The sequence below is a fragment of the Stenotrophomonas sp. PUT21 genome, from assembly GCF_052232875.1.
GTDB classification, from domain to species: Bacteria; Pseudomonadota; Gammaproteobacteria; order Xanthomonadales; family Xanthomonadaceae; genus Stenotrophomonas; species Stenotrophomonas maltophilia_N.
In genome coordinates, this window is the sequence record NZ_CP197645.1 from 1,666,442 (window position 1) to 1,689,796 (window position 23,355).

Consider the following 23,355-nt stretch of genomic DNA (forward strand, 5'->3'; position numbering starts at 1 on the left):
CCCGTGGCCAGAAACCGAACGACTTTCAATGGGCCCGATCTGCTGACCGTGGATCGGGACAACATGCGTCCGCTCGCCGAGCGCATGCGCCCGCAGACGCTGGATGAGATGGTGGGCCAGAAGCGCCTGCTCGCACCGGGCAGCGCGCTGCGCCGGGCGGTCGAGTCCGGCCATGTGCACTCGATGATCCTGTGGGGCCCGCCGGGCTGCGGCAAGACCACGCTCTCGCTGCTGCTGGCGCATTACGCCGACGCCGAGTTCCGCGCGATCTCCGCCGTGCTGTCCGGCCTGCCCGAGGTGCGCCAGGTGCTCGCCGAGGCCGCGCAGCGGTTCGCCGAAGGGCGCCGCACGGTGCTGTTCGTAGACGAAGTGCACCGCTTCAACAAGGCCCAGCAGGATGCGTTCCTTCCGCATATCGAGCGTGGGACGATCGTGTTCGTGGGCGCCACCACCGAAAATCCCTCGTTCGAGCTCAACTCGGCACTGCTGTCGCGCTGCCGCGTGCACGTGCTCGAATCGGTGTCGCCGGCCGACATCGTCGAGTCGCTGGAGCGTGCGCTGCACGACAGCGAGCGCGGCCTCGGCAGCGAAGACCTGCAGGTGGCTCCCGAATCGCTGCTGGAAATCGCGACCGCCGCGGACGGCGACGTGCGCCGGGCCTTGACGCTGCTGGAGATCGCAGCCGAACTGGCCGGCGGCGACGGCGGCCGGATCAGTCCGGAGATGTTGCTGCAGGTCCTGGCTGACCGCACCCGGCGCTTCGACAAGGGGGGCGAGCAGTTCTACGACCAGATCTCGGCGCTGCACAAGTCCGTGCGCAGCTCCAACCCGGATGCCGCGCTGTACTGGCTGACCCGGATGCTCGATGGCGGCTGCGATCCGTCCTACCTGGCGCGGCGGCTGACCCGGATGGCTATCGAGGACATCGGCCTGGCCGATCCGCGGGCGCAGTCGATGGCGCTGGAAGCCTGGGATATCTACGAACGCCTCGGCAGCCCGGAAGGCGAGCTCGCGTTCGCGCAGCTGGTCCTGTACCTGGCCAGTACCGCGAAATCGAACGCGGGCTACGCCGCGTTCAACAAGGCCAAGCAGGACGTGCGCGAGACCGGCACCCAGGAGGTGCCACTGCACCTGCGCAATGCGCCGACCAAGCTGATGAAAGAGCTGGGCTACGGCAAGACCTACCAGTACGACCATGATGCTGACGGCGGCATCGCGCTGGATCAGACCGGTTTCCCCGATGCGATGGGCGAACGCGTCTATTACGAGCCGGTGCCGCGCGGGCTGGAGATCAAGCTGAAAGAAAAGCTGGATCGCTTGCGTGCGGCGCGCGAACAGGCCCGTGCGGAGAAGGGTGCCGACTGATGGAGGGCATCGGCGTGTGGTGGCAGCAGTTGGGCCTGGTGATGGCCGGGGGCGCACTGGGCGCCGCACTGCGCTTCATGGTCGGCGATGCGATGCTGCGGCAGTTCGGCAACGGCTTTCCGTGGGGCACGCTGACGGTGAATCTGGCCGGTGCGTTCGTCGCCGGTTACGTGATGATCTGGCTGCAGAGCCGCGGCACGGCGGCGCTGTACTGGCGGGCATTCCTGATCGTCGGGATCGTGGGTGGGTTGACCACGTTCTCCTCGATGATGCTGGAATCGCTGGTGTTCACCCGCACCGATCGCAGCGTGATGGTGCCGCTTTATCTCGGCGTGAGTCTGGTCGGTGGCATGGTGCTGGTGTGGGCCGGTGCGCGCGTGGCAGAGGCGTGGCGCTGACGCTTGCAGCGTAAATGCAGAAATCCACGGAAAACGCTGGATTAAAGTGATGTCTCACGATATCGTGCGCGCCCCCGTTTGCATCCTCGTCCGTCATGCGCGATGAACAAGACCCCGGAACACTGGAACTGACGCTGCCGCGCAAACGCGGCCGTCCGCCCACGTTCGGCTACGCGATGACCGACGCACAGCGCGCCGCCCGCTACCGTGCGCGCCGCGCCGGCCAGGCCGGCCACGCCGATGTGCGCAACTGCAGCGACATGGTGCTGCTGGACAAGATCCGTGCGTCGATCACCAGCAAGGACCCGGAACTGACCGGGTTCCTGGTGCACGTGCTCTGGCAGCGCTATCCGCTGCAGCTCAAGTAAGGGCGGCCTGCCACTCGCGATACAGCGTGAGGTCGTGGTCGATCGACGGGTGCGTGGGGCACGGCTGGCCGCTGGCGTAGATGCGCGCGCCGTCCGCGTGTCGTTCCAATGAAATCCCCGCATCGGGGTCATGCAGGGCGGCGATACGTGCTCAACCCGGCGTGGCGGCCTTACCGGCCCGCTCATGGTTGAGGAGCTCACCAAGGCGCATCGCCAGCGCCTTCACCAGCGGGTCGGCGGTGGCCCGGTGGAGCAGGGCGATCTCGAAGCTGTCGATCGGCGGCAGCCCCTGTTCGGCGCCCAGCACCGCGTGCTCGCGGCTCAATGCGCGTGCCGGCAGCAGGCTGATGCCCATGCCGTCGGCCACCGCGCCCTGGATCCCGCTCAGGCTGGAACTGGTGAAGCTGATCCGCCAGCGGCGGCCGAGCGCTTCGATCGCGTCGATGATGTCGTCGCGGTAGAGCCCGCGCGGCGGAAAGGTGACCAGTGGCACCGGGTCCAGGCCGATGCAGCCATTGCGGGCACTGTCGATCCAGACCATGGTCTCGGGCCAGCAGGCCACGGCGGCGCGGCTGTTGCGGCGCTGCTTGACCAGGATCAGGTCCAGCTCGCCGTGGTCGTAGCCGTGGGCCAGGTCGCGGCTGAGACCGCTGGTGACTTCCAGCTTCACCTGGGGGTGTTCGCGGTTGAAGGCGCCGAGCAGCTGGGTCGTTGCGGCGCTGACGAAATCCTCCGGCACCCCCAGCCGGACAGTGACCGCGACCGTGGTCCCGGCCAGGGCTTCGAGCAGCTGGTCGTTGAGCGCCAGCAGTTGGCGCGCATGACCGAGCACGAGCTCGCCCGCATCGGTGGGATGCACGTCGCGGTTGCCGCGCATCAGCAGCGGATGGCCAGCCATTTCTTCCAGCCGGCGGATCTTCTGGCTGATGGTGGACTGGGTCGAGTGCAGACGCGCGGCGGCGGTGGTGAAGCTGGCGCAGTCGGCCACCATCACCATCGCGCGCAGCAGGTCCAGGTCGAACAGGGTGCGATTCGGTTTTTCACTGGCAGTCATGCTGCCATTGTGAAGTGCAATGGCAGTCGCCGCCATCGCAGCAGAAAGATTTACGCCTCCGCCGGCTGCGGTGCGGGCCTCGGTGCCGGATCGGCCGTCCGCTGCGTCAGGCTGCGCGCCACCCGCTCGCCGGCTTGGCGCAGCCGCTCGATCAGTGCGGGCGGGCCGAGCACCTCGAACTCCAGGTCCATGGCCAGCAGCCAATAGATCACCGAGCCGATCGGATTGGCACCGCAGCGCAGCAGGCAGCGCGCGTCGTCGACACTTTCCAGCACGCCAGCGGAGGCGGGAATGCGCTGGCGCATCACAACCAGCGGGGCGTGCAGGATGATCCGCGCTTCATCCGGGTATTGCCCGAGCGAAAGCGAGCGGGCCACCCACTGCCGCAGATCGCCATCGCCCGGCCCGGCACGCGGCGCGAAATGCGCACCTACTGCGGGAGGGCTGGTGATGCGGTCGATGCGGAAGGTGCGCCAGTCGTCGCGCGCGGGATCCCAGGCCACCAGATACCAGCGCCGGTCCGTATGCACCACACCTTGTGGCTCCACCTGGCGTGAACTCGGCTGGCCGTCGCGGTCGATGTACTCGAAGGCCAGCTGCAGCTGGTCGCGGCAGGCGGCGGCCAGCGTGGTGAGCCGAGCCGCATCGACCAGTGGGCCGATCTGGTCCGTGGGCAGGATCGCCGAGCGCAGCGCCTCCAGCCGGGGGCGCAGGCGCGGCGGCATGGCCTGCTCGATCTTGACCAGCGCGGTGATCGCGGTCTGCTCGATCCCGCTGACCGTGCCGGTCACGGCCGTGCGCAACGCGATCGCGGCGGCCAGGGCTTCCTCGTCGTCCAGCAGCAGGGGTGGCAGGGCGCGGCCCGGGCGAAACGCATACCCGCCGGCGATACCGGTGCTGGCGTGGATGGGATAGCCGAGCTGGCGCAACCGGTCGATATCGCGGCGCAGGGTGCGCGGATGGATGTCCATGCGCTCGGCCAGCGCGTTGCCGCTCCAGTGCGGGCGCGATTGCAGCAGGGAGAGCAGGCTCAGCAGGCGGGCGGAGGCGGTCAACATGGGCAAAGCGTAGCAGCCATTGCGGGCGGGTTCTGTCCGCAACGGTAGCTAGCCTTGGGGTCACGGTGCAGGACCGCTTCGGTCGCACCGCTGACCACCCTCAAGGAGTTTTCAGATGTCCCTCGTCTTCTATTGGCACCCGATGTCCAGCGCCACCCCGGTCGCCCGCGCCCTGGCCGAATTGGCCGTCCCGCACGAGCGGGTCAGGATCGACATCCGCTCCGGCGAGCAGCGCACGCCTGAGTACCTGGCGATCAATCCCAACGGGAAGGTGCCGTGCCTGGTGGTGGAGGGCACGCCGCTGTTCGAAGCCCTGGCGATCCACCTGTGGCTGGGCGAGCACTACGGCGTCGCCAAGGGGCTGTGGCCGCAGGACGGCACGCCGGCGCGGCTGGAGGCGATGTCCTGGTGCACCTGGGCGTATGTCACCTATGGCGCAGTGATCGGGCGTGTGTGGCTGGCCACCACGGACGATGCGCTGCGCAATGCCGACCATGCGGCTGCGGGCATCCGCGCTGCCAATGAACTGCTGGATGTGCTGGAGGCGCGCTTGTCGCAGCAGCCGTGGATGCTGGGTGAGGCGTACTCGCTGGTGGATCTCGTGGTGGGCCAGGTGGTCGGCTACGGCACCTTCGTGGGCGCCGCCGTGGACGCGCATCCAGCGGTGGCGGCGTGGCTGGCGCAGGTGCAGGCACGGCCGGCGATGCAGGGCGAGGCCTGAAGCAGGTGGCTTCATCTGGAATGTGCATGACGCGCATTCCAAAATTTAACTGGTGAATGGACCGGGCCCGACCGTAAGGTGGCCCGGTTCCTCTCTTTTCCGGTGCACCGCCCATGTCCCTGCGTCTTGCCCTTCCGGTGCTGCTTGCACTGGCCCCTTCCGCCTTCGCGGCCGAGCATGCCGATCTGATGATCCGGCATGCGACCGTGGTCGATGTGGAGCATGCCGCCACCGTGCCGGACCAGACCGTCGTGGTGCGCGGCCAGGATATCGTGGCGGTGGGCAGCGACCGTGCAATGCGCAAGGCGTGGAGTGCCCGCCAGGAGGTCAATGGCAAGGGGCGCTATCTGATTCCGGGCCTGTGGGACATGCACGTGCACTTCGGTGGCGGCCCGGACCTCATCGAAGAGAACAAGGCGCTGCTGCCGCTGTACATCGCCTACGGCATCACCACCATCCGTGACGCTTCCGGCGATCTGCCCGAGCAGGTGCTGCAGTGGCGCGGCGAGATCGCCAGCGGGCGGTTGGCCGGGCCGCAGCTGTTCACCTCGGGCGCCAAGATCGAAGGCATCAAGCCGGTCTGGAAGGGCACCCTCGAAGTCGGCTCGCAGGCGGACCTGGATGCCGCCTTCGTACGCTTGAAGCGCGACCGCGTCGACTTCGTCAAGATCACCGACAGCACCCTGACCCCGGCGTTGTTCCTGGCGGCCGTGCGGGGTGCGCGCGCCAACGGGCTGCGGGCATCCGGGCATATCCCGATGGCGCTGACCGTGCAGCAGGCGGTCGATGCGGGCATCAGCTCGATCGAGCACCTGGACTATGCCTACAAGGCGGGCGTCAAGGACGAGGCAGCGATCGCCGCGGACTTCGCCGCCAAGCGCATCGATCGCGCCCAGGCCAACGCACGCCTGGATGCCGGGTTTGATCGCGACACTGCCATGGCGGCCTACCGGGGCTTTGCCAGCAAGGGCGTGTTCGTAACACCGACGCTCAACGGCGGCCGGATCCTGGACTTCCTGGATCAGGATGATCATCACGACGATCCCTACCTGGCCTACATCGGCCCGAAACTGCAGGCCACCTACGCCTGGCGCGTCGAGCGCGCGGCGAAGGCGACCCCGGCGCAGATCGAAGCGCGCCACCAGGAATACCATCAGGTCGCTGCGGTGCTGCCGATGCTGCAACAGGCCGGCGTGACGATCATGGCCGGCACCGACGCCGGCTTCCTCAACTCCTTCAACTATCCCGGTATCGGCCTGCATGACGAGCTGTCGCTGTTCGTCAAGGAAGGGCTGACTCCGGCACAAGCATTGTCCGCGGCCACGCGCGCCGGTCCGGCCTGGTTCGGCACCCTGGACCGCTACGGTGCGGTCGCACCGGGCAAGGCGGCCGATCTGGTGCTGCTGGAACGCAACCCGCTGGAGGACATCGAGGCGACGCGCGGCATCCAATACGTGGTGCTGCGCGGCCAGGGGTATGACCGCAAGGCACTGGATGCGCTGCTGACGCAGACGAAAGAGAAGGTCGCGGCGTGGAAGGCTGAAGCGGCGAAGGAGTGACGGTTCGGCGCGCTCACCGAGCGATGGGCGCGCACGGGTCCCGGGGCAGGCAGCGCCGGGGCACACAGCTCTGGCGGCGTGCCGGTCTATGGCCATGCCGGTGAGGTGAAGTCCACGGTACGGCCATCGGCAAGACGGGCGGACGCGCTGCGCGCCGGCAGGGTGTGTGCATCCACCTGCTGGGGTCGATCCGAGAAATTCGCCACGATCACGCTGCCATCGGCGAAGGTGGTCTGCTGCACCTGGCCGGCGGCATCGCGCCAGCGGAAGTCCACCAGGGCCTGGTCGAACAGCTGCTCGTGCACGGGCCTGAAGAACGCGTCCAGCTGGTGCAGGTAGGCGATCCGTGGGGCCGCCGTGGCAACGCTGACATTGAGCAGGGGCGGCACGTTGTACAACTGCTGCAACAGTTCGGTGGTGCTGCGGCTCTCGCGGAACTTGAGGCTGTCCAGCGTCCAGTGATGGGTGCTGACCACGCTGTCGTGGAAGGCGGCCTGCAACAAGGGCAGGCGACGGGCCGGGTTGAAGTAGAGCTGCTGGTAACGTGGTTTGAGCTGGCTCTGCCTGAAGAAAAAGGCGGGCTGATGCTCCGGCGCCCATGCGCCCAGGTAGTACGGTGAGCCGCGCTCCCGGCGCATCTGTGGATCGGCCCAGCCGAAGCCGGCGGTCTGGGCGCCGTGGGCAAAGACAATATGCCGGTTGACCACGGCCGAGCCGACTTCCGAGCCGACCACCAGTTTCTGGGTATCGTACAGCCAGGCAAGGGCCGCGTTGCGGTTGGCGGCGTCCTGCGCCTGCGAGGTGGGCTTGGCCGGGTCGCTGTCATCGAACAGCATGCCGGTCGCGGCGACATCCAGGAACCAGCTGTTGTAGGGCGTCTGGGCGCGCAGGTCGTGCACGCGGCGTTCCATCAACGGGCGGATACAGGCGGCGTTGGTATAGACCCCGCTGCCTTGGAAGCCTTTGATCCGCTGGCCATCGGGTTTCATGATTCCGCAGCGCTCGAACGCGTCCTGCCCGAGCTGGGCCGACAGCCATGACGGGTTGTCGTTGCCATCGGGCAGGGCGGTGTCATAGGAGTCGTACGGTGCCACCAGGTAGCCGGCCTGTACGGCCGCGTCCACGGCGCCCGGGCTCGCCCAGCCTGCGGTCCAGTCCGGCAGCCCCAGCCACAGGCGTGGCAGGCCGGCGGCCTGCAGGGCGTGGATCATCCGCGGCGAGGCGCTGTCGCCCCGCAACGCCTCGGGCTGCAGGGCCCTGCCCAGCGTCGCATCCAGCTGATGGCGGCGTTGCTGCATGGCCACGGCAGTGTCACCGGGAAACTGTTCCGCCAGCGCGGCATTGATCGCGGTCACCAGTACCTGTTGCACATAGGGGCCGCTGTGTGCGGCGGTCAACGCCTGCAGCGCCTCAGCGTCCTTCCTGATCCACGCGCGTGGCAGGAGCGCCTTCAACGTCGCCCAGTCGCGCACGTCCTGTTCGACCAGCAGGCGGTCACCCCACAGATACAGGTGGCTGGCGCCGATCAGCTTGTCACCGTCGGGCAGTCTGGCGAGTTTGTCCTTCAGCGGCACGAAGCCGCCCTGCGCCTGCAGCCATGCCCGGTAGCGTTTGGCCGGTGCCAGCCAATCCGGCGCATCCAGGCTGACGATGACGGTATAGGGGGCGGTCTGGTTGAGCGTGTTGAAGTGGTGCTCGGCGGCCACCGCGACACCCGGCCCATCGGCGCTGAAGCGCACGGTGTTGTTGAACGGGGTTGCGAACAGGATCGACAGCACGCGATCCGGCCACGCCAGGCCGATCACGGGCAGGGTGAGGTCTTCGGTGGTGTTGATCTCGCCGTAGGCGTTGAGCAGTTCATCCCGCCAGACGGTGTCATCGGCGGGAAGGTAGTAGCCCTCGTGCAGCGGCAGCAGCAGGGCGTGCGGACCGGCCGGCAGTCGCGGCCACTGCGTCGCGCCAGCGGTGCTGCGTTCGAACGTCATCTGCAGCGTGTCGCCGACCAGCGCGGCGCGCACCTGGGTCGCGTCACCCCACTGCCAGCTGAGAGTGTCGCGGGTGTGGACCAGCGCCGACACCGTGCCGACGTCGGCAGCGGAGGAAATGCGGGTGGTGGTGCCATTGGCAGCGGTGGTGGAGGCGGCCAGCGTCGCCGGGTCGATGTCGACGCGCCAGTGCGGGTTCGTCAACGTCAGTGCGTGGCCGTGCGTTGCGGGCAAGAGCAGCAACAGAACGAAGAAGTATTTCATGCGGAATCCTGGCGGGTGTGGCGCGCATTGCAGCCCAGTGCCGAGCGTAAAGCGCTGTGCTGGCCTTGCGTAGGCGATCCGTCACACTTGTGCGCTTAGTGCTGTGGCGATTCAGGAAGCGTGTGGCACGCCGCGGCATTCCATCGGCTTGAGTGTAGGCAGCGCGGTTTGCGCCAAGCGGCGTTCTGATTGGGCCTAACCATCAGAACCTTGGAAGACTGCGGCGTTTTGCAGTTTGCAATTTGTTGTATGGCAGTCAAACGCCGCACTTTCTAAGATGCGCCTCGCTCTGCACGCAGCGGCTCTCGCGATGTCGCGACTGCAGAGAACTTCTTTCTTTCTGGATGTATCCACCCCATGAGTTCCATGTTTATCCCGTTCAAGCGTTATGCCGATTTCCAGGGTCGTTCCGGCCGCAAAGAGTATTGGATGTTCTATCTGATGCTGTGCGTGGTCACGTGCGTTGGCTACCTGGGCCTGCTTGCGGGTGCCTCGATGGAGAGTAATGCGGTGACATTCCTGTTCACTGCAGTGTTGACGGTGTTCATGCTGGCGGTGCTGGTTCCCCAGATCTCAGTGACCATCCGTCGTCTGCATGACATCGACAAGTCTGGCTGGTTCCTGCTCGTCGCATTGATCCCCTTCGTTGGCGGACTGATCCTGCTGGTGCTCACCCTGATGCCAGGGACAGCCGGTGCCAATCGCTTTGGCGCGGCGCCGGCTGCGCTGTAACGGAACGGAAGTTGAGAAAAAAGCCCCGCGATGCGGGGCTTTTTTCAATGGGTTGGAGCAGGTGTTACTGCAATTCGCTCGCCCAGGGCGAGCGCGCTCTGCAGGTGGGGCTGAACGTCGCCCGTGTCCGTCTCCAGCAGCAGCGTGGACGACAGCACCGGCGCGCCGCAGTAATCGAAGATGCCGGTGTCGATCTGGGTCTTCATCGCCTCGGTATAGCCACGCCTCTGCCAGGTGCGCTCATCGGCGCCCCCCAGTCCGACCAGATGGACAGGCAGGTGGCCGAGCTTCTTGAGCACGCCGTGGCCACTGCTGTCGTCGTAGGCCCAGCCGCCGGTAAAGACCCGGTCGATCCAGCCCTTCATCAGCGCCGGCATGCTCCACCAGTAGACGGGAAACACCAGCACGAGCGTATCGGCGCGGTCCAGGCGGGCCTGTTCGGCGAGCACATCGGCGGGAAACGGGCTCAGGCGGTGGTGGCCGTCCAGGTCCTGCCGGGTGTAGCGGGGGTCGAAACCCTCGGCATGAAGGTCGGCCAGTTCAACCGTCGCGCCTGGGGTGGCGGCGATGCCGTCGGCGATTCGGCGGGCGACGCTGTGGGTCAGGGCGTCGGGGTTGGGGTGTGAGGTGACGATGAGGGTGTGCATGGGCGTCCAGGGGAAGGAAGGCTGTATACTTTCGGTAAGTTACGGACCGTAAGTTACGATTGGTATATAGCGATGTCAACCCCGCTCGATTCCGCCGTTCCGGTGGCGCCACGCCGCCGCATGACCCGCGACGACCGCCTGCGCCAGTTGCTGGAGCAGGCGTGGCGGCTGGTCCGTGAGGAAGGCACCGACGCGCTGACCCTGGGGCGGCTGGCCGAACAGGCCGGGGTGACCAAGCCGGTGGTGTATGACCATTTCGGTACGCGGGCCGGTCTGCTGGCGGCGCTGTACCAGGACTTCGATGCACGCCAAAGCGTGGTGATGGATGCGCGCCTTGCGGCCAGCGGCCCGACACTCGCCGAGAAAGCGCAGGTCATTGCCGACGCCTACGTTGCCTGCGTGATCAAACAGGGACGTGAGATCCCTGGCGTGATGGCGGCTCTGGCCGGCTCGCCCGAGCTGGCGCGGATCAAGCGCGAGTACGACGTGGTGTTCCTCGAGCAGTGCCGCGCGCTGCTGGCACCGTTCGCGCCAGCAGGTGTGCTGGCGCAGGCCGGGTTGTGGGGAATGTTGGGCGCGGCCGAAGGACTCTCCTCTGCGGCAACTACCGGTGACATCACACCGGAGCAGGCGGTGCAGGAGCTGGCGGCGACGATCACGGCGATGGTCATGCGTAGCTGAGCGCATTGCACGGCTGATGGCCGTGTCGTGCGCGGAGAGATGTGTGACCGGGCGCGTATGATGTCCCGCCCTTTTGGACTGGATGCCATGCGCGTGTTCCTGCCTGTTGTTGTCCTTGCTGCCGCGATCAGCGCAGCATTGCCCGCCACCGCTACCCCGATGTCGTTGAACGCGCGCCTCACCTCCGCATCGCGTATCGAGGTGAATCAGGTGCCGGCGCACGGTCCGTCCTTGCTCGGGCACGTGCAGCAGTTCCGCAACGGCGACAGCCTGATCAGTCTCGGTGAAGGCGAGGGCGCCCCGGTGGTGCTGACCCTGTGCGACGGCAAGGCGCATTTCAATCTGGAGGCGAGCTGGCCAGGTGCGCCCGTGGCCAAGACGCTGGAAGAGAAGCAGATGCGTGCGTACGGGATGTACATGGCAGTGATGGGCGGCATGGCGATGGTGCAGGCTGCCGCAGGCGATGCGCTGGCGCTGCCTGCCGCGGGACAGACCGCCACCGTGCAGCACGAAACGCCGTGGGCCTATGGCAAGGAGCAGTACACGGTCGCGGTGACCAATGCGGCCAGTGGCCAACTACGGATAAAGGCCACCAAGACCGGAAACACGGCCAAGCCGCCCTCCGGGCCGCAGGACGTTGTCAGCACCGACGACGACAAAGCCGCGCGGTTGGCCGAACTGGAACCCGTGGGCACGTGGCGGGAACTGGTGATTTCGTCCGAACCGATGGCGGAGGCGCTGCCGGACGCCATGCCCTTGAACGGCTGGATGTCCGCCGGCGGCGCGGGCGGTGCCACCGTAGGCGCAGCGCGGAAAAGCTCGGGCGACTGCGCGCGCTGAAACCGGGACCTGCCGGATCTTCCGGGCGCGCGGTCAGCGGAACGTCAGTGATACCCATTCTCATTTGAGTTACACTGGCGCGATTGCACTGTCTCTCGCTCCGGGTCGTCATGATCGTTTCTTCATCGCTGATCTCTACCGTTTCGCCGTGGCTGCGCACGCTGGGCGTGGCGACCGCCATCGGCATGGCCGCGTTGTCGCCGGCGGCGGCGCAGCAGCGCAATCCGGAGCAGAAAGTCGGTGAAACAGTGTTGGATCAGGCGGCGCAGAGCTATCGCTTCGAACACTTCGTGCTCGAGAGCCCCGACAAAGCCCGCCGCTGGCGGGTGAATGTGGGTGTGCCGGTCAAGGCCTCGGCCAAGCCTGCGCCGGTGCTGTACATGCTGGATGGCAACGCCGCGGCGATGGTGCTGGATCAGGACATGCTCGCCGACCTGGCCGCGCACGCCGCGCCGGTACTGGTGTTCATCGGTTACGACAACGACCTGCGCGTGGATTCGCCGGCGCGCACCCGCGACTACACCGCATGGATCGATACCGCCGATGATGAGAACGGCGCGCCGCAGTCCAGCGGTGGCGGCGCGTATGCCTTCCTGGATCTGATCGAACGCCGGATCAAGCCGGAAATCGAACGCCGCGCCACGATCGACCTGCAGCAGCAGTCGCTGTGGGGCCATTCGCTTGGCGGTTTGTTCGTGGTCAGCACGCTGTATACCCGCCCGGCCGCGTTCCAGCATTACGTGTCGGCCAGCCCGTCGCTGTGGTGGAGCCAGGGCGCGCCGCTGGGCGACATGGAGCGCCAGTTCATCGCCAACAATCAGCGTCAGCCGGCTCAGGTAACGGTGATGCTGGGGGGCGATGAGCGCACCGGCAACCGCGGTGTGCGCGACATGACCAACCCGCGCGTGGTCGCGCACCTGCGCCGTATCGGCGGTGCCACGCCCGATGCCGCGCGGCAGCTCGCCACGCGCCTGGCCAAGGTGCCGGGCCTGACCGTGCAGTACCGCGAGTTCCCCGGCCTTGGCCATGGGCCGATGCTGCCGGCCTCGCTCAAGGCCACGCTGAGCCAGCTGTATGGCATCGCCGATCGCAGCGGCACGCCCGCGCCGGCCCCCTGATTTTTTTTCGTTACCCAGGCAGTTCCGTGGCCCTGTGCCACAGCCGCAACGGACCGCGGCCACGCCAAGGCAAGCACTGTGACAACGCGCCAACCGGCGCGCCCCCAACAGAAGGAGTCTGCTGATGTACACCCTGAAAACCCTCCCGCGCGTTGCCGCCCTGGCCATTGCGCTGTCGCTGGCCAGCCCCGCCGTGTTCGCCCAGCCGGTGTTCGATGCACCGGCCAACGGCTTCCGCGGTGAAGTGGTCAGCCGCGGCCAGAACGTGGTGCCGGGCAGCGACGCCGAGGTGATCGGCCGCCAGTTCGTGCCGGGCCAGCAGGTCACCCTGCTGCGCGGCGAGACGGTGCTCAACGCCACCCCGTACGTGGTCGATGCCGAGGGCAACTTCAAGGGCAACGTCGCGATTCCGGCCGATGCCGTGCCGGGCCAGCAGCCGGTGATCGTGCGCGCCAGCCAGCCGTCCGCGGCTACGGTGCTGTCGCTGCGCGTCTCGCCGAACCTGCCGCTGAGCGGCCAGCAGAACTTCAACCAGACCTCGGCCAAGCTGGTCCAGGGCCTGTACCAGTCCGCGTACAGCGCCGCCAGCAACGCGGTGTTCGTCACTGCCGCCGTCGGTCGCCCGCCGGTGACCCAGTCGCAGCTGCTCAAGCTGGACCCGAAAACCCTCAAGGTCACCGCCAGGATCACCCCGGCGGAAGTTCCGGGCGGCAAGGGCGGTGCGGTGTTCGCGGTGTATGGCGTGGGCGTGGACGATGCCAACGGCAACGTGTGGGTGACCAATACCCGCCAGGACACCGTGGCCGTGTATCGCCAGAAGGATCTTTCGCTGGTCCGCCAGTTCGATGTCGGTGCCGTGCCGCACGCCCGCGACATCGTGGTCGATGGTCGTCATGGCAAGGTGTTCGCCTCGGCGGCCGGTGAGGATCATCTCTCGGTGTTCGATGCCCGTACGCTGCAGCCACTGGAGCCGATCACCCTGGCCTCGGGCGTGGACGACAAGAAGTTCGTCCCGATGAGCCTGGTGTTGGATGAAGCGTCCGGCAAGCTGTTCACCGTCAGCATCGGCACGCCCGAAGCGGCCGTGATCGACACCACCACCGGCAAGGTGGAGAAGGTCATCGATCTGGGCAACTCGATCAGCGCCTCCGGCGTTGCCTACGATGCCGCGGCGGGCCGCCTGTACGTGGCTTCGCAGGGCACCGACAACCTGCTGATCGTCGATGTCGCCAGCGGCAAGGTGCTGCACGACGTACCGGTCGGTGCGGGTGCGCTGAACGTGGCCTTCGAGCCGGTGTCCAAGCTGGCGTACGTCACCAATCGCGGCGCCGGCACGGTGACCGTGGTCGATGGCAACGGCAAGGTGGTCGGCAACCTGGATGGCGGTACCTTCCCCAACCACGTGCGTGAAGATGGCAAGGGCAACGTGTTTGCCGTCAACAAGTCGCGTGATGCCCAGGATCCCAAGGGCGACCGCATCACCCGCATCAGCAGCCGCGCGAACTGAGTTCAGCGCACTGCGTTGCTTTGGCGGCGGGGCGAACAGCCCCGCCGTTCTGATTGAAGAGGAACTGCCATGAAGTCCAATGATCTCCGCCGCAGCCTGCTGGCGCTGTCCCTGGTCGCTGCGATTGCCGGGTGTTCGAAAGAACCCGCCGCCCCTGCCACCGACACCGCCGCGGCACCCGCTGCGCAGACCGCTGAAGCACTGCCGGAAGGCTGGCTGCGCGTGGTGGGCGTGGACGTGCCCGACATCGAGGGCGCCAGCCAGCAGCTGCCGGCACAGGTCACCTCCGACGATGGCGTGGCCACGACGGTGACCGATACCTCGAAGATCATTGCCGGTGGTGATGACATCATCGCCGTGCTCGAAGCCCTCGGCCTGGACGATCAGGTGTACGCCGCGCCGCTGCGCTCGGCCACTGAATCCGGCCGCAAGGCCCCCAAACAATTCCTGTTCAACCGCACCACCGGCGTGGAAGGCGTGTTGAGCCTGCAGGGCACCCTGTTCCTGGGCAACAGCCTGCGCCGTCATTCGGATCTGGCGGCCAAGCTGCGCGGTGCGGGAGAGGCGGTGGTGATCGTCGATGATCTGCAGCCGGCCGCCGACAAGGTGCGCAAGGTGGCAGCCGCGGTCGGCATGGCCGAGCAGGGTGACGCGCTGGCCACGAAGGTGCAGTCGCAGCTGGACGCCGCCAAGGCCAGCGGTGCCGCGTTGGCCTGGCATCCGCGCGTGATCCATGTTTCCGCGACCGGTGCCGGCGGCGCGCCGACGGTGGCCGGCTCGGACAGCGCCTCGGGCAAGCTGATCACGCTGGCCGGTGGCATCAACATCGGCGACGAAGCCGGGGTGGCCAACTATTCCGCGCTGAGCAACGAAGGTGTGGTGGCGGCGGCGCCGGACGTGATCCTGGTAACCGAAAACGATCTGGCCCTGTTCGGCGGCCAGGCCGGCTTGTGGCGCGCCTATCCGACGCTGCGCCAGACGCCGGCAGGTGCGGCCAATCGCGTGTGGGTGATGCCGGATGTGGAGCTCAAGTCCGCCAGCGTCGCCTCGGGCAGTGGCGCGGTGGCGCTGGCTGCTGCCTTCGCCACGTTGCCGCGCCCGTGAGGGCGTAAGGCATGGCGGTGTTGAGTCCTGCGCGTCGCCGTGGCGCGACGGTGTTGATATGGGCGGCGGTGGGCTTGCTGATCGCGGTGATCGCATCCTTCGCGGTGGGCCCGCTGCGGTTGCCGCCGATGGAGGTGCTGCAGGCGATCGGGGTGAAGCTGGGCGTGGCCGATCCGGCCAGCGTCAGCACCCGCGATCTGGCCGTGGTCTGGCAGCTGCGCATTCCGCGTGCCTTGCTCGGTGCGATGGTGGGCGCGGCGCTGGCGATGGCCGGTGCGAGCCTGCAGGGCCTGTTCGGCAATCCCCTGGCCGACCCCGGCATTGTCGGTGTGACCCAGGGCGCCGCGCTGGGTGCGGTCTCGGCGATCGTGCTGGGTGCGGGCGCCTTCGGTGCGTGGACGCTGCCGCTGGCGGCGTTTGCCGGTGCGGGTGGTGCAATCACGCTGACCTACCTGCTGGCGCGGCCGGGGCAGGGCAGCGGTACGGCGACCCTGCTGCTGGTCGGCATCGCGATCGCCGCGTTCTGCTCGGCGGTGATCGGCTTCCTGACCTATATCGCCAGCGAAAGCGAGCTGCAGTCGCTGGTGTTCTGGCAGATGGGCTCGCTGGCCCAGGCCGACTGGATGGATGTGATGGCGGTGGCGCCGGTGTTCGTGCTCGGTACGATCGCACTGCTGCGCCTGGCCACACCGCTGGACATGCTGGCGCTCGGCGAGCGGCAGGCCCAGCACCTGGGCTTGGATGTGAAGCGCACCCGGCTCAAGCTGATCGCCTTCAGTGCACTGCTGGTCGGTGCGGCGGTCGCCTTCGCCGGCTCGATCGGTTTCGTGGGGTTGGTCGTGCCGCATGTCGTGCGACTGTTGGTGGGCCCGGGTCATCGCTGGCTGCTGCCGGTCTCGGCCGTGGCCGGTGCCCTGCTGATCGTGGTCGCCGATACCGCCGCACGCACGCTGGATCCGCCGTCGGAGATTCCGCTGGGCCTGTTCTCGGCCGCGCTGGGCGCGCCGTTCTTCCTGTGGCTGGTGATGCGTCAGCGCCACCGGAGCGGCGCATGAGCGCGCTGCTGCAGCTGCAGTCGGTGCAGTTGAGCCGCGGCGCGCGGCGCATCCTGGATGACATCACGCTGGACTTCCTGCCGGGCTCGGTGACGGCGCTGGTCGGGCCGAACGGCGCCGGAAAGTCGACGCTGTTGGCCGTGGCCGCCGGTGATCTGGAGGCGGAGCAGGGCAAAGTGCTGTTGCGCGGGCAGGCACTGGCGGACTGGAAAGCCAAGCCGCTGGCACGCGAGCGCGCGGTCATGCCGCAGGAGCACGCGGTACGGTTCGCCTTCCGGGTGCACGAAGTGGTCGCGATGGGGCGCCTGCCGCATCCGCCGGATCCGGTCAAGGACGCCGCCTGCATCGCCGATGCGCTGGCGCGGGCGGACCTGCATGCCTTGATCGAACGCGAGGTGGAGCATCTTTCTGGGGGCGAAGCGGCGCGCACGACATTTGCCCGCGTGCTGACCCAGGACACCCCGCTGCTGCTGCTGGACGAGCCCACTGCCGCGTTGGATCTTCGCCATCAGGAGCGCACGCTGCGCGCGGTCCGCGAGTTGGCCGATGCCGGTGCCTGCGTGATCGTGGTGCTGCATGACCTGAATCTGGCGGCGGCGTATGCCGACCGGATCGTGCTGTTGGAGCAGGGCCGCGTGGCGGCCGATGGTACGCCGACCGAAGTGCTCACCCGTGAGCATATCGAGCGGGTCTACCAGCAACCGGTGCTGGTGCTGCGTCACCCGCAGCGCGATGTCCCGCTGGTGGTGGTGACGGATCCCTAGCGCCGGATATTTAGCCCGGCGCGTTGAAGGTGTGACGGAAGTTGGCCCATCGGCGACAGGAGCCGGCCCATCGGCCGGCCCCGTCGTTTTCCGATTACCAGCCGAACCTGGCGGTCGCCATCACGGTGCGGCCGCTGCCGTAGTAGCACGACGACACGCCGGTGCAGGTGGACACGAAACGCTTGTCCGCCAGGTTGCTGGCGTTGAGCGCCAGCTGCACCTGGGTGCCGCCGATCTGGCCCACGTCATAGCGGATCGCTGCGTCGAACAGGGTGTAGGACGGGATCCGGTAGAGGTTGGCGCTGTCGCCATAGCTCACGCCGTTGTAGCGCGCGCCAGCGGCCAGGCTCAGGCCCTGCAGGGCACCGGCCTGGAACGTGTAGTCCGCCCAGAACGACGCGCTGTAGTCGGGCACCATCGCCAGTTCCTTGCCTTTGTAGGGCGCCGAACGGGTCATCTCCGAGTCCATCCGCGAGGCCGCGCCGATCAGGCTGAAGCCCTCGATCGGGGTGATCCGGCCTTCCAGTTCGATGCCGCGCACGCGGCCCTCGTCGCCCTGGATCGAGCAGGTGGCGGTGCCGGTCGCGCCGCAGTTGCGGTGTGAGGCCACCGGATCATCCACGATCATGTTCTGCTGGCGCAGGTCGTAGACCGACAGCGTCACCAGACCGTCCACCGACGCGGGCTGGTACTTCAGGCCGGCTTCCCACTGCGAGCCGGTCACCGGTTCGAATGCGGTCTGGGTGAAACTGTCCAACGGCGACTTGGTCGAGGGCTGGAACGATTCGGCGTAGCTCACATACGGGGTCAGCCCGTTCTCGAACACGTACAGCACGCCCGCGCGCCCGGTGAAGGCCTCGCTCTTGATCACGTTGCGCCCGCCCGGCGTGGAGATACCCGTGGCGATGTTGCGGTTGGCGCTGCTGCTGTCGTCCTTGGTCCAGTCGTAGCGGCCACCGAACGTCATTCGCCAGTTGCCGAGCGCCAGCTGGTCCTGCAGGTACACGCCGCTCTGCCGGTTGATGCCGGCGGTGGGGGTTTCCGTGCTCACCGTCGGGCGGTAGGTCGAATAGACCGGATTGAAGATGTCGATCGGGCGCGGGCTGCTCATGGCGCTGCGCACCCCTTCCCAATCCGCACGCTGCCAGTCCCAGCCGAGCAGCACGGTGTGATCCACCGCGCCGGTGCTGAAACGCGCCTGCAGGCGCGTATCGAACGTGTCGCCATCGGAGTCACCGGTGCCCATCACGCCGCGACGGTTCTGGGTGCGGCCATCGGCATTGAGTGCGCCGAAGGTGACTACGCTGCGGAACAGCGAGTCGACATGCGTGCGGCGTGCGTTCTGGGTCAGCGTGAGGTGGTCGTTGAACTGATGCTCGAACATCCAGCCGGCGGTCCACAGCGTGCGGTCAAAGGTGTTCCAGTCCGGCTCACCGATGAAGGTGCTGTTCTTCATGTAGCCCGACGCCGTCGGATTGAGCGTGCCGGCGGCCGGCAGGAACTGGTAGGTCGAGCCGCCATCGTCCTTCTGATACATGCCCAGCAGGGTCAGGCGTGTGCGCTCGGCGAGCTGCCAGGTGTAGCTGGGCGCGAGGAACCAGTGTTCCTGCTCAGTGCGCTTGATCTGGGTCTGGCCGTCACGATAGAGGCCGACCAGGCGGAACAGATGCGCATCACCGGCCGTGCCTGCACCCACGTCGAAGGCCGCGCTGTACTGGCCATGGGCATCGACGCCCAGGCGCAGCTGCTTTACCTGATCCGGCATCGGCGTCTTGCTGACCTGGTTGACCATTCCGCCCGGTGCCACTTGGCCGTACATCACCGCAGACGGACCCTTGAGCACTTCAACGCGCTCCAGGTTCCAGCTGTCGAACATGCTGCGGTTCCACTGGCTGCCCTGCGGCGCGCGCATGCCATCCAGGGTCACGTTGTTGGACCAGCTGCCGGCATCGAAGCCGCGGATGCGGAAGTCGTCCACGCGGTTGTCGATGCCCGAGCTTTCCAGGCTGACACCGGCGACATAGCGCATCGCATCGTTGAGGGACTGCACGCCACGGGCATCCAGTTCGGCGCGCTCGATCACCGATACCGATTGCGAGGTTTCGGCCAGCGCGGTGCTGGTCTTGGTCGCGCCGCTGGTGCTGTTGGCAGCGCGATAGGCGTTGACGCGCACGGCATCGAGATCGATCGCGGTCTGGGCGTGGGCGGCTGGAACAAAGGCGGCGGCCAGGCAGGCCAGGGCGAGCAGGTTGGGGCGCAACCGGCGCGGATTCAGGGGCAGGAAGCAGGGCATGGGCAACAACTCGACAACGCGGAGGAAGGGGCGCGGGCGCTGGCTCGACTGCCGTGGTCGGGCAGGACCAGTCTGGCGGGCGTCTCCAAAGGCGACGCATAGGGCGCCATTTTAAGGATTATGGCTACATACGCAATTGCGACACATTCGCATATTCGGCGGATGGGTAGGTGGCTTTGTGTCGTTCACGGGGCTATGGCACCCCAGCGGCCTTCATTGTTGCATCCATGCATTCAATCAACCCTTGTGGCCAACCATCAGAGGTCTACAATGCCGGCTACAGCCCAGGTGACCCTCATGACTTCGACGCCGCTTCTGACGTTTTTTACCCTGACCCGCGTTTACGCGGCACGGGCGCGTCTGCCAATCGGAGTGCGAGGCTGCTGACCGGAACACCGGTCACCCTGGACCCCAAGCAGAGCGCCCACCGGGCGCTCTTTTCGTTTCCACGCTACAGAACTCGATGAAGGAGAACGTGCCATGCACCAGATCGCCGAGCCCCAAACCTGGCCGCGCGCCCGTTAGCCAACGGCGGCGTGCGGCTCCTCGATGTTGGCAGCGAGACCCATCCCATGAACACCCATACCCAGACCCTTTCCCTCCGGCGCAACCTCGGCATCATTGCCCACATCGACGCCGGCAAGACCACGCTGACCGAGCGCCTGTTGTGGAAAACCGGCGAGATCCATCGCGTCGGTGAAGTTCACGACGGCGCGGCGACCACCGACTTCTCGGCGATCGAGCGTGAGCGCGGCATCACCATCGGTGCGGCCGCCGTGCAGGCGCATTGGGCGCCGCGCGACGAGCCCCTCCATCACCTCACCCTGATCGACACCCCGGGCCATATCGATTTCGCGATCGAAGTGGAACGCTCCCTGCGCGTGCTGGACGGCGCGGTGGCGGTGTTCTCCGCCGTGGACGGCGTGCAGCCCCAGTCCGAATCGGTCTGGCGCCAGGCGCGTCGCCACGGGGTGCCACTGATCGCCTTCGTCAACAAAATGGACCGCACCGGTGCGTCCTTCGAACGCGTGCTCACGCAACTGCGCGAGAAGCTGCGCGCCACCCCGTGGGCGCTGGGCGTGCCGATCGGCATCGAAAGCCAGTTCAACGGCTGGGTGGACCTGGTCGACCGCAGCACCGTGCAGTGGGACGACAAGGGCACCGCGTTGCGCCATGCCTGGACGACCGACGAGGCTGCCCAGTGGCTGCCGCAGCGTGAGGCCCTGATCGAAGCTGTGGCAGATGCCGACGACGTGCTGGCGCAGGCGTGGCTGGAAGGCGAGGCGATCGACAACGCGCAGCTGCGCGCGGCGATCCGTCGCGGCACGTTGGCAGGTGCCGGCGTGCCGGTGCTGGCCGGTTCGGCGTTCAAGAGCAAGGGCGTGGAAACCCTGCTGGATGCCGTCGTCGATTATCTGCCCTCGCCATCGGATCGGCCGGCGGTGGTCGCCACCGAAAATGGCAACGACGTGCTGTTGCCGCCGGATCCGGACGGCCCGCTTGCGGCGCTGCTGTTCAAGATCACGCACCAGAACCACGGTGCGCTGAGCTTCGTGCGGGTGTACTCGGGCACGCTGAAGGTGGGCGATGCGCTGGCCAGTTCGCAGCATGCGCAGGGACGACGTGTCAGCCGGCTGGTGCGGGTGCAGGCCGACCAGACCCACGACATCAAGCAGGCCGTGGCCGGTGACATCGTCGCGGTGCTGGGCTGGAAGGATGCGGTCAGCGGTGAAACGCTGAGTGCGCCCTCGCGCCCGCTGCTGCTCGATACGATTCAGGCACAGCATGCGGTGCTCGCATGGCGGTTGACCGCGGAAAAGGCGTCCGACCTGATCCGCATCAGCCAAGGCCTGGCCAGCCTGGCGCAGGAAGATCCGTCGTTCCGTGTCGAGACCGATGCGGACAGCGGTGAAACCCTGATCTGGGGCATGGGCGAGCTGCATCTGGAGGTGATGGTCGAGCGCCTGCGCACGGAGTGGGGCGTCAACATCCGCACCGGCGAGCCGCGCGTGGCCTATCAGGAAGCGCCCAAGCGCGCCGTGCAGCGGGTGGAAGGCAAGGTCGCCAAGCAGACCGGCGGCCAGGGCCAGTTCGCCCAGGTGCTGATCGATGTGGCGCCGCGCGAGGATGGCGAGGTGAGCTTCGTCGACCGCACCGTGGGCGGTGCGATCCCGCGCGGGTTCGTCAATGCGGTGGAGAAGGGCGTTCGTGCCGCTCTGGGCGAAGGTCCGCTGGGGCATCCGGTGGTCGGTATCGAGGTGACGCTGGTCGACGGACAGACCCACGTCAAGGACTCCTCGGACATGGCCTTCCATCGCGCCGGCAGTGAAGCGGTGAAAGCGGCGCTGGCCCAGGCGGGCACGCAGCTGCTGGAGCCGGTGATGGAGATCGCCATCCACGCCCCGTCGGGCAACGTCGGCGATGTGGTCGGCGACCTCAACCGCCGCAGTGGGCGGGTGGCCTCGATCGAGGACCAGGACGGGCAGGCCGAAGTGCTGGGCTATGCACCGCTGGCCCGGCTGGGGGGCTACACCACCTCGTTGCGCTCGCTGACCCAGGGGCGCGCGTCCAGTGACATGCGCTTGAATGGGTATGAGGCGGCGCAGACGGCCTGAGTGGTTGAGCGACATGGGAGGGGAGCCGGGCAACCGGCTCCCTTTTTCATGCCAGCGTTGGGAGTCTGCACAGACCGGCGTGCCCGGGCGAAGCTAGAATATCCAGCGCAGTGTCGCCGATGGCGTTGGCTGTCTGGCGACCGGATGACACCCTTGGAGCAGCATGATGAGTACCCCGCATTTCTATCCGATCGGCACCCCCGGCCAGCCTTGGGGCGACGCCGAGCGCGCACAGTGGCGCGCAGGCCAGCAGCGCCAGCGCAGTTATCACGACGATGTCGTGGCCGCGCTTGAGCGCCTGGGCGAGCGTTTCGATGTAGTGCAGTACGGCCAGCTGGACTACGCGCCGGACCACTACCCGCTGTTCGCGGTGGTCAGCCATGAGTGGGACCCGGCACTGCCGACCGCATTGGTGACCGGTGGCGTACACGGCTACGAAACCAGCGGCGTGCATGGCGCGCTGCAGTTTCTGGATCAGCATGCCGAGGCCTATGCCGGCCGCATCAATCTGATCGTTGCGCCGTGCGTCAGCCCATGGGGCTATGAGCGCATCCAGCGCTGGAATCCGGATGCAATCGATCCCAACCGCAGCTTCCGTGGTGAAGGCCTGATCGAAGAAGCGGCCTCGCTGATGCGCTGGATGGCGGCACGTGGGGACAGCCTCCTGGTCCACCTGGACCTGCATGAAACCACCGACAGCGATCTGCATGAGTTCGATCCGGCGCGCTGCGCCCGCGATGGCATCGCCCTGGTGCCGGACATCATTCCCGATGGCTTCTACGTGATCGGCAACAGCGAAGATCCGCAGCCGGCGTTCCAGCAGGCGTTGATCGCCGCAGTGGAGAAGATCACGCACATCGCCCCGGCCGATGCCAAGGGCGAGCTGATCGGCATGCCGCTGCAGTCGCCGGGTGTGGTCTGGGGTGAATCGCGCTCCATCGGCGCGTGTGCCGGTTTCACCGATGCGCTGTACGCCACCACCACCGAGGTGTACCCGGACAGCCCGCGGACCTCGCCGCAGGAATGCAACGATGCGCAGGTCGCGGCGGTCTGCGCCGGCCTGGAGTTCGCCCTGGCGCATCCGCGGGGCTGATCGCCCGCCGCCGGGGCTGCCGGGGTTGGGGCTCCGCCGTATTCACGCGCCCGGGCCAATGCCCCGGGCGCGCTGGCGCCGTGGCGCCCGTGCGCTATCATCGGCCGTCACGGAGGAGGCGCGTCCGGCCGGGG

Annotated in this window: 20 protein-coding genes; 15 read left to right on the plus strand and 5 right to left on the minus strand. The window is 67.3% G+C overall.

What is annotated here, in order from left to right; genetic code table 11:
- Positions 1-63 precede the first annotated feature (63 nt).
- The 3 genes from ACTT2I_RS07905 to ACTT2I_RS07915 all read left to right on the plus strand — a co-directional run bounded on the left by ACTT2I_RS07905 (position 64) and on the right by ACTT2I_RS07915 (position 2,131).
- Positions 64-1,365, plus strand: a complete 1,302-nt coding sequence (locus tag ACTT2I_RS07905) for a replication-associated recombination protein A (RefSeq protein WP_253247779.1) — start codon at positions 64-66, stop codon at positions 1,363-1,365.
- On the plus strand, positions 1,365-1,763 hold the full coding sequence (gene crcB / locus ACTT2I_RS07910) for a fluoride efflux transporter CrcB (protein ID WP_088434873.1): 399 nt from the start codon (positions 1,365-1,367) through the stop codon (positions 1,761-1,763). The genes ACTT2I_RS07905 and crcB overlap by 1 nt, the downstream gene beginning before the upstream one ends.
- 95 nt (positions 1,764-1,858) lie before the next feature.
- Positions 1,859-2,131 (plus strand): hypothetical protein, encoded by a 273-nt coding sequence (locus tag ACTT2I_RS07915; protein WP_019184750.1) that lies wholly within the window; start codon positions 1,859-1,861, stop codon positions 2,129-2,131.
- Between the two features lie 151 nt (positions 2,132-2,282).
- On the opposite strand, the gene ACTT2I_RS07920 is transcribed toward ACTT2I_RS07915, so the two are convergent.
- Together ACTT2I_RS07920 and ACTT2I_RS07925 are read right to left on the minus strand one after the other, a co-directional pair.
- Positions 2,283-3,185, minus strand: coding sequence for a LysR substrate-binding domain-containing protein (locus tag ACTT2I_RS07920; RefSeq protein WP_421100329.1), 903 nt, complete (start codon positions 3,183-3,185; stop codon positions 2,283-2,285).
- A gap of 50 nt (positions 3,186-3,235) precedes the next feature.
- Complete coding sequence (locus tag ACTT2I_RS07925) at positions 3,236-4,243, minus strand: helix-turn-helix transcriptional regulator (RefSeq protein WP_088434875.1); 1,008 nt, start codon at positions 4,241-4,243, stop codon at positions 3,236-3,238.
- Between the two features lie 115 nt (positions 4,244-4,358).
- Between ACTT2I_RS07925 and ACTT2I_RS07930 the strand changes: the two genes are divergently transcribed.
- Both ACTT2I_RS07930 and ACTT2I_RS07935 read left to right on the plus strand, forming a co-directional pair.
- A complete protein-coding gene (locus ACTT2I_RS07930) occupies positions 4,359-4,964 on the plus strand; it encodes a glutathione S-transferase family protein (protein WP_088434876.1) in 606 nt (201 codons plus the stop codon).
- A 113-nt stretch (positions 4,965-5,077) separates the two neighbouring features.
- Positions 5,078-6,523, plus strand: a complete 1,446-nt coding sequence (locus tag ACTT2I_RS07935; RefSeq protein ID WP_421100328.1) for an amidohydrolase family protein — start codon at positions 5,078-5,080, stop codon at positions 6,521-6,523.
- Between the two features lie 86 nt (positions 6,524-6,609).
- Here ACTT2I_RS07935 and ACTT2I_RS07940 read toward each other — a convergent pair whose 3' ends face one another.
- Positions 6,610-8,772 (minus strand): glycoside hydrolase, encoded by a 2,163-nt coding sequence (locus ACTT2I_RS07940; protein WP_421100327.1) that lies wholly within the window; start codon positions 8,770-8,772, stop codon positions 6,610-6,612.
- Between the two features lie 357 nt (positions 8,773-9,129).
- On the opposite strand from ACTT2I_RS07940, the gene ACTT2I_RS07945 reads away from it, so the two are divergent.
- Positions 9,130-9,504, plus strand: coding sequence for a DUF805 domain-containing protein (locus ACTT2I_RS07945; protein ID WP_421100326.1), 375 nt, complete (start codon positions 9,130-9,132; stop codon positions 9,502-9,504).
- Positions 9,505-9,548: 44 nt separating this feature from the next.
- Here the strand turns inward: ACTT2I_RS07945 and ACTT2I_RS07950 are convergent, their stop codons facing one another.
- On the minus strand, positions 9,549-10,151 hold the full coding sequence (locus ACTT2I_RS07950) for an NAD(P)H-dependent oxidoreductase (protein WP_421100325.1): 603 nt from the start codon (positions 10,149-10,151) through the stop codon (positions 9,549-9,551).
- A gap of 72 nt (positions 10,152-10,223) precedes the next feature.
- Between ACTT2I_RS07950 and ACTT2I_RS07955 the strand changes: the two genes are divergently transcribed.
- From ACTT2I_RS07955 to ACTT2I_RS07985, 7 genes are all read left to right on the plus strand, one after another.
- Positions 10,224-10,832 carry a TetR/AcrR family transcriptional regulator gene (locus ACTT2I_RS07955; RefSeq protein WP_421100324.1) on the plus strand — a complete coding sequence of 203 codons (609 nt, stop codon included), beginning with the start codon at positions 10,224-10,226 and terminating at the stop codon, positions 10,830-10,832.
- Positions 10,833-10,892: 60 nt separating this feature from the next.
- Entirely contained in the window at positions 10,893-11,672 is a 780-nt protein-coding gene (locus tag ACTT2I_RS07960) for a hypothetical protein (protein ID WP_421100323.1), read from the plus strand.
- 110 nt (positions 11,673-11,782) lie between these two features.
- Complete coding sequence (locus tag ACTT2I_RS07965; protein ID WP_443096824.1) at positions 11,783-12,790, plus strand: alpha/beta hydrolase; 1,008 nt, start codon at positions 11,783-11,785, stop codon at positions 12,788-12,790.
- 124 nt (positions 12,791-12,914) lie between these two features.
- A complete protein-coding gene (locus tag ACTT2I_RS07970) occupies positions 12,915-14,297 on the plus strand; it encodes a YncE family protein (protein ID WP_421100321.1) in 1,383 nt (460 codons plus the stop codon).
- 69 nt (positions 14,298-14,366) lie between these two features.
- On the plus strand, positions 14,367-15,401 hold the full coding sequence (locus ACTT2I_RS07975) for a heme/hemin ABC transporter substrate-binding protein (protein ID WP_421100320.1): 1,035 nt from the start codon (positions 14,367-14,369) through the stop codon (positions 15,399-15,401).
- 20 nt (positions 15,402-15,421) lie between these two features.
- Positions 15,422-16,456, plus strand: a complete 1,035-nt coding sequence (locus ACTT2I_RS07980) for a FecCD family ABC transporter permease (protein ID WP_421100430.1) — start codon at positions 15,422-15,424, stop codon at positions 16,454-16,456.
- Positions 16,453-17,220 carry a heme ABC transporter ATP-binding protein gene (locus ACTT2I_RS07985; RefSeq protein ID WP_088434886.1) on the plus strand — a complete coding sequence of 256 codons (768 nt, stop codon included), beginning with the start codon at positions 16,453-16,455 and terminating at the stop codon, positions 17,218-17,220. The genes ACTT2I_RS07980 and ACTT2I_RS07985 overlap by 4 nt, the downstream gene beginning before the upstream one ends.
- A gap of 94 nt (positions 17,221-17,314) precedes the next feature.
- Here the strand turns inward: ACTT2I_RS07985 and ACTT2I_RS07990 are convergent, their stop codons facing one another.
- Positions 17,315-19,513: a TonB-dependent siderophore receptor gene (locus ACTT2I_RS07990; RefSeq protein ID WP_421100318.1), complete on the minus strand. Its 2,199-nt coding sequence runs from the start codon at positions 19,511-19,513 to the stop codon at positions 17,315-17,317.
- Positions 19,514-20,085: 572 nt separating this feature from the next.
- On the opposite strand from ACTT2I_RS07990, the gene fusA reads away from it, so the two are divergent.
- Together fusA and ACTT2I_RS08000 are read left to right on the plus strand one after the other, a co-directional pair.
- On the plus strand, positions 20,086-22,128 hold the full coding sequence (fusA, locus tag ACTT2I_RS07995) for an elongation factor G (RefSeq protein ID WP_421100317.1): 2,043 nt from the start codon (positions 20,086-20,088) through the stop codon (positions 22,126-22,128).
- Between the two features lie 166 nt (positions 22,129-22,294).
- Positions 22,295-23,221, plus strand: a complete 927-nt coding sequence (locus ACTT2I_RS08000) for a M14 family metallopeptidase (RefSeq protein WP_088434905.1) — start codon at positions 22,295-22,297, stop codon at positions 23,219-23,221.
- The last annotated feature ends 134 nt before the right edge of the window (positions 23,222-23,355 follow it).

Excerpts from the sequence above, each read along its gene's own strand:
- fusA (WP_421100317.1), top strand. The coding sequence starts at position 20,086 with ATGAACACCCATACCCAGACCCTTTCCCTCCGGCGCAACCTCGGCATC.
- ACTT2I_RS07970 (WP_421100321.1), top strand. The coding sequence starts at position 12,915 with ATGTACACCCTGAAAACCCTCCCGCGCGTTGCCGCCCTGGCCATTGCG.
- ACTT2I_RS07990 (WP_421100318.1), bottom strand. The coding sequence starts at position 19,513 with ATGCCCTGCTTCCTGCCCCTGAATCCGCGCCGGTTGCGCCCCAACCTG.
- ACTT2I_RS07940 (WP_421100327.1), bottom strand. The coding sequence starts at position 8,772 with ATGAAATACTTCTTCGTTCTGTTGCTGCTCTTGCCCGCAACGCACGGC.
- ACTT2I_RS07965 (WP_443096824.1), top strand. The coding sequence starts at position 11,783 with ATGATCGTTTCTTCATCGCTGATCTCTACCGTTTCGCCGTGGCTGCGC.
- ACTT2I_RS07960 (WP_421100323.1), top strand. The coding sequence starts at position 10,893 with ATGTCCCGCCCTTTTGGACTGGATGCCATGCGCGTGTTCCTGCCTGTT.
- ACTT2I_RS07925 (WP_088434875.1), bottom strand. The coding sequence starts at position 4,243 with ATGTTGACCGCCTCCGCCCGCCTGCTGAGCCTGCTCTCCCTGCTGCAA.
- ACTT2I_RS07930 (WP_088434876.1), top strand. The coding sequence starts at position 4,359 with ATGTCCCTCGTCTTCTATTGGCACCCGATGTCCAGCGCCACCCCGGTC.
- ACTT2I_RS08000 (WP_088434905.1), top strand. The coding sequence starts at position 22,295 with ATGAGTACCCCGCATTTCTATCCGATCGGCACCCCCGGCCAGCCTTGG.
- ACTT2I_RS07955 (WP_421100324.1), top strand. The coding sequence starts at position 10,224 with ATGTCAACCCCGCTCGATTCCGCCGTTCCGGTGGCGCCACGCCGCCGC.
- ACTT2I_RS07920 (WP_421100329.1), bottom strand. The coding sequence starts at position 3,185 with ATGACTGCCAGTGAAAAACCGAATCGCACCCTGTTCGACCTGGACCTG.
- ACTT2I_RS07905 (WP_253247779.1), top strand. The coding sequence starts at position 64 with ATGCGTCCGCTCGCCGAGCGCATGCGCCCGCAGACGCTGGATGAGATG.
- ACTT2I_RS07935 (WP_421100328.1), top strand. The coding sequence starts at position 5,078 with ATGTCCCTGCGTCTTGCCCTTCCGGTGCTGCTTGCACTGGCCCCTTCC.
- ACTT2I_RS07945 (WP_421100326.1), top strand. The coding sequence starts at position 9,130 with ATGAGTTCCATGTTTATCCCGTTCAAGCGTTATGCCGATTTCCAGGGT.
- ACTT2I_RS07915 (WP_019184750.1), top strand. The coding sequence starts at position 1,859 with ATGCGCGATGAACAAGACCCCGGAACACTGGAACTGACGCTGCCGCGC.
- ACTT2I_RS07975 (WP_421100320.1), top strand. The coding sequence starts at position 14,367 with ATGAAGTCCAATGATCTCCGCCGCAGCCTGCTGGCGCTGTCCCTGGTC.
- crcB (WP_088434873.1), top strand. The coding sequence starts at position 1,365 with ATGGAGGGCATCGGCGTGTGGTGGCAGCAGTTGGGCCTGGTGATGGCC.
- ACTT2I_RS07950 (WP_421100325.1), bottom strand. The coding sequence starts at position 10,151 with ATGCACACCCTCATCGTCACCTCACACCCCAACCCCGACGCCCTGACC.
- ACTT2I_RS07985 (WP_088434886.1), top strand. The coding sequence starts at position 16,453 with ATGAGCGCGCTGCTGCAGCTGCAGTCGGTGCAGTTGAGCCGCGGCGCG.